The organism is Actinocrinis sp., assembly GCF_035938995.1.
GTDB lineage: Bacteria > Actinomycetota > Actinomycetes > Streptomycetales > Catenulisporaceae > DASZGI01.
Window position 1 is genome coordinate 1 of the sequence record NZ_DASZGI010000409.1, and the last position, 4,952, is coordinate 4,952.

4 protein-coding genes are annotated in these 4,952 nt (G+C 68.6%); 1 reads left to right on the forward strand and 3 read right to left on the reverse strand.

Features of this window, described 5'->3' with window-relative positions; genetic code table 11:
- From kdpB to kdpF, 3 genes are all read right to left on the reverse strand, one after another.
- Positions 1-1,475, reverse strand: a 1,475-nt coding sequence (kdpB, locus tag VGZ32_RS27855) for a potassium-transporting ATPase subunit KdpB (protein ID WP_326889206.1), incomplete at its 3' end; no start/stop codon positions are given.
- 2 nt (positions 1,476-1,477) lie between these two features.
- A complete protein-coding gene (gene kdpA, locus VGZ32_RS27860) occupies positions 1,478-3,142 on the reverse strand; it encodes a potassium-transporting ATPase subunit KdpA (RefSeq protein WP_326889207.1) in 1,665 nt (554 codons plus the stop codon).
- Position 3,143: 1 nt separating this feature from the next.
- Positions 3,144-3,233 carry a K(+)-transporting ATPase subunit F gene (gene kdpF, locus VGZ32_RS27865; RefSeq protein WP_326889208.1) on the reverse strand — a complete coding sequence of 30 codons (90 nt, stop codon included), beginning with the start codon at positions 3,231-3,233 and terminating at the stop codon, positions 3,144-3,146.
- Between the two features lie 488 nt (positions 3,234-3,721).
- Between kdpF and VGZ32_RS27870 the strand changes: the two genes are divergently transcribed.
- Positions 3,722-4,952 (forward strand): DUF2254 domain-containing protein (locus tag VGZ32_RS27870; protein WP_326889209.1); only part of this gene is annotated, 1,231 nt, incomplete at its 3' end.

Here is a 4,952-nt window from a genome sequence, read left to right on the forward strand (position 1 = left end):
GGGTTGTCACCCGTGATCATGACGGTCTTGATGCCCATCTTGCGCAGCTCGGCGAAGCGCTCCCGGATGCCGTCCTTGACGATGTCCTTGAGGTGGATCACGCCGAGGACCTCGGCCTTGCCGGCCTTGACCTCGGCGACGACCAGCGGCGTGCCGCCGGAGCCGGAGATCGCGTCGACGATCTGCCCTACCTGCTCGGTGGGGTGGCCGCCGTTGTCGCGCACCCACTTCATCACTGCGGTCGCGGCGCCTTTGCGAATCCAGGTGCCGTCCGGCAGGTCGATGCCCGACATCCGGGTCTGCGCGGTGAACTCGATGAACGTCGCGTCCTGCACCTCGCGGCCGCGCAGTTGGTACTGCTCCTTGGCCAGCACCACGATCGAGCGGCCCTCGGGCGTTTCGTCGGCGAGCGATGAGAGCTGCGCGGCGTCGGCAAGCGCCTCGATCTGCACACCCTGCACCGGCACGAACTCGGACGCCTGACGGTTGCCCAGCGTGATGGTGCCGGTCTTGTCCAGCAGCAGGGTGTTGACGTCGCCGGCGGCCTCGACGGCACGTCCGGACATCGCCAGCACATTGCGCTGCACCAGCCGGTCCATGCCGGCGATGCCGATCGCGGACAACAGCGCGCCGATCGTGGTCGGGATCAGCGCCACCACCAGGGCGACCAGGATCACCAGGGACTGCGGCGCGCCGGAGTAGAACGCCATCGGCTGCAGGGTGACCACGGCGAGCAGGAAGACGATGGTGAGCGAGGCCAGCAGGATGTTCAACGCGATCTCGTTGGGCGTCTTCTGCCGGGCGGCGCCCTCGACCAGGGCGATCATCCGGTCGATGAAGGTCTCGCCGGGCTTGGTGGTGATCTTCACCACGATCCGGTCGGACAGCACCTTGGTGCCGCCGGTGACCGCCGAACGGTCGCCGCCGGACTCGCGGATGACCGGGGCCGACTCGCCGGTGATCGCCGACTCGTCCACCGAGGCCACGCCCTCGACGACGTCGCCGTCGCCGGGGATGGTCTGCCCGGCCTCGACCACCACGTAGTCGCCGAGCTTGAGCTCGGTGCCGGGGACCTCGGTCTCCGCGCCTGAGAGCCCGGGCTCCCAGGAGGCCAGGCGGCGGGCGACGGTGTGCGTCTTTGTCCGGCGCAGCGTCTCGGCCTGCGCCTTGCCGCGGCCCTCGGCCACCGCCTCGGCGAGGTTCGCGAACACCACGGTCAGCCACAGCCAGACGGTGATCGTCCAGGCGAAGACCGACGGGTGCGCGATGGCCGAGTAGGTGGTCAGCAAGGAGCCGACCTCGACCACGAACATGACCGGGTTCTTCAGCTGGGTGCGGGGGTCGAGCTTCTTGAAAGCGGCCGGGAGCGATGTCCAGAGCATCTTCGGGTCGAGGAGACCCCCGCCGACGCGGTGCGCTGCGGCCTGCTGGGCCGAAGGGGCCTTCGGCGTCTCGGTGGGCGTTATCGTCGCCATCGTTACTTCAGTCCTTCAGCGAACGGACCCAGCGCGAGCGCCGGGAAGTAGGTCAAGCCGACGACGATGAGCACCACGCCGAGCAGCAGGCCGACGAACAGCGGCTTGTGGGTCTCCAGCGTTCCGACGGAGGCCGGGGTGTGCTTCTGTTTCGCCAGCGAGCCGGCCAGGGCCCCGACGAAGATCATCGGCATGAAGCGGCCGAGGAGCATCGCGACGCCGCCGGCGACGTTCCAGAACTGGGTGTTGCCGTTCAGGCCGGCGAACGCGGAGCCGTTGTTGTTGGCCATCGACGTGAACGCGTAGAGCACCTCGGTCAGGCCGTGCGGCCCGGAGTTCGCGATCGAGTTGCGCGCGGTCGGCGTCGCCATCGCGATGCCGGTGAAGACCAGCGCGACGGACGGGGTGGCCAGGATGTACAGCGCCGCGTACTTCATCTCGGCCGGGCGGATCTTCTTGCCCAGGTACTCCGGCGTGCGCCCGACCATCAGGCCCGCGACGAACACCGTCACGATGGCCAGCATCAGGATGCCGTAGAGCCCTGATCCGGTGCCGCCGGGCGCGATCTCGCCCATCATGATGTCGAACAGCGCCATGCCGCCGCCGAACGGGGTCAGCGAGTCGTGCATGTTGTTGACCGCGCCGGTCGAGGTCAGCGTGGTGGAGGCGGTGAACAGGGTCGAGCCCGGGATGCCGAACCTGACCTCCTTGCCCTCCATCGCCCCCTTGGCGACCGCGAGCGCGTTGCCCCAGCCGCGAGCCTCCATCCACGTGATGATCGAGACTGAAGCGCCCCAGAGGATCGCCATCACGGAGAGGATCGCGTAGCCCTGCTTGTGCGAGCCGACCATCTTGCCGAAAGTGCGCGGCAGCGAGAACGAGATCACCAGCAGCATGTAGATCTCGAGCCAGTTGGTCCAGGCGTTGGGGTTCTCGAAGGGATGCGCCGAGTTGGCGTTGAAGATGCCGCCGCCGTTGGTGCCCAGCTCCTTGATCACCTCCTGCGAGGCGGTGGCGCCGGTGTAGATGGTCTGTTGGCCACCCGTCACCGTGGTCACCGTGTGCAGGCTGCTGGCCAGCTCCTGCGGGACGCCGGCGGCGACGAAGATGATCGCCAGCACGAAGGCGAACGGCAGCAGCAGGCGCAGGGTCAGCCGGGTGAGGTCCACATAGAAGTTGCCGATGCGGTCGGTCTGCTTGCGCACGAAGCCGCGCACCAGCGTGGCCGCCAGGCAGATGCCGACCGCCGCGGAGACGAAGTTCTGCACGGCGAGGCCGGCGAACTGGGCGGTGTAGCCGAGGGTGTTCTCGCCCGAGTAGTTCTGCCAGTTCGTGTTGGTGACAAAGGACGACGCCGTGTTGTACGCCAGGTTCGCCTGCATCGAGGGCATGCCCAGCGCGAGCATCAGGTGGTCCTGGATGCGCAGGATCAGATAGAGCACCAGCACGCCGACGACGGATATCGCCAGCATCGAGCGCACGTATGTCGGCCAGGTCTGGTCGGCGTCGCCGTCCACGCCCATGAGCCGGTAGAGGCCCTTCTCGACCCGCCAGTGCTTCGGCGAGGTGAGGATGTGGGCCATGTAGTCGCCCAGCGGGCGGTACGAGACCGCCAGGGCCAGCACGAGGAGGCCGGCTTGCAGCCAGCCCGCCGCGACAACACCCATGTCAGAACTTCTCCGGCTTCACCAGAGCGACCACCAGGTAGACGGTCAGCAGGACGGAAACAACCAGGCCGATGACGTTGTCAGCGCTCAAGGCGCTCGACCCCCTTCACGATGAGGGCGAGCACCGCGAACACCGCGACCGTCAAGGCGACCATGAGCACGTCGGCCATCTCGGGCTCCTGAGGAAAAGTAGGGACACGTGGCGCCCCGGACATGGGGCCGCGTCGTATATGGAACCCCCGCCGGATGCCGTTTCCGCGATCACTCACGCGGCTCTAACGGCCAGGGTCGCAATCTCCACGCGCGCTTGACGCGGCGCGGGAACCCGTCACCCGCCCGCGCCCACGCCGTTATCCGTCTGTCACTCCTCGGACGCTAAGCGTGCTTGAGCTGCGGTGCGATCGCTCGCGTCCGAACGGGTCGCCGGCCGGCGGCGCGGTCCGGTTCCGGCGTCGTCCCGGCGTGATCGAGGCGTAACCGGGTCGTGCGAGGAAAACGCTAGAGTGAACCTACGTACACGGTGTGCCGGGAAGTCTGGTCGGCGAAGCAACTACCCGAGACCGAAGGAAGACAGGCCCCGTGAACCGCCGAGTACGTCCCGAGGCCCAGTGGCTGGGCGAGGCCGTGCGCACCAACCTGTGGCTAGTCCCGGCGGCCGAGGTGGTCGCCGCCACCCTGCTGTTCCTGATCACCCGGGCGCTGGACGCGCGCATCTACAACGAACGGCTCGGCCTGCCCTCGTGGGTGATCAGCGGCAGCGCGGACGCGGCCCGGCAGATCCTGACCACCCTGGCCGCCGCGCTGATCACGGTGGTCGGCGTGGTCTTCTCGATCATCCTGGTGGCACTCACCCTGACCTCGACCCAGTTCGGGCCGCGGATGCTGCGCAACTTCATCCGGGACCGGGGCACCCAGTGGACGCTGGGCACCTTCGTGGCCACCTTCGTCTACGCGATGCTCGACCTGGTGGCGATCGGGCCGGGCGACCACGGCGACTTCATCCCGCACGTCTCGATCACGGTGGCGCTCGGGCTGACCCTGGTCGACGTGGGGATCCTGATCTACTTCATCCACCACATCGCCATGATGATCCAGCTGCCGCAGGTCATCGCCTCGATCGCGCGGGATCTGGAGCGGGCGATCGACGCGGAGACGGCGAGCGGGCAGCGGCGGCGCGGAGCGGAGACGGACACCACCACCGTGCGGGGGATGCTCGCGCGCGAGGGCGGCACGGTCGCCGCCCCGTCCAGCGGCTATCTCCAATTCGTGCGGCGGTCCGCGCTGGTCGAACTGGCCGTCGAGCAGGACGTGGTGATACAGCTGCACCACCGGCCCGGCCACTTCGTCATCCGCGGCGACGCGTTCGCGACGGTCTGGCCGGCGGCGGCCGCGCCGGCTGTGCAGCGCCAGCTGAGCCGGTCGCACATCACCGGGCCGTTCCGCACGCTGACGCAGGACGTGGCGTTCGCGGTGGACCAGCTGGTGGAGATCGCGATCCGGGCCCTGTCCCCCGCGGTCAACGACACGTTCACCGCGCTGACGTGCATCGACTGGTTGGGCGAGAGCCTGTACCGGATCGCCGCGGACTGGGATCCGGACCCGGTGTGCCGCGACGCCGACGGCCTGGTCCGGCTGATCATCATGCCGGTCTCGTACGACCGGCTGGTGGAGCGGGCGCACGAGAAGATCCGGCAGGCCTCCGCCGGGATGCCCGCGGTGATGATCCGCCAGCTGGCCAACCTGGCGAAGATCAGCCAGGCCGCCGGTCCCGACCGGCGCGAGGTGCTGCTGCGCCAGGCCGAGATGATCC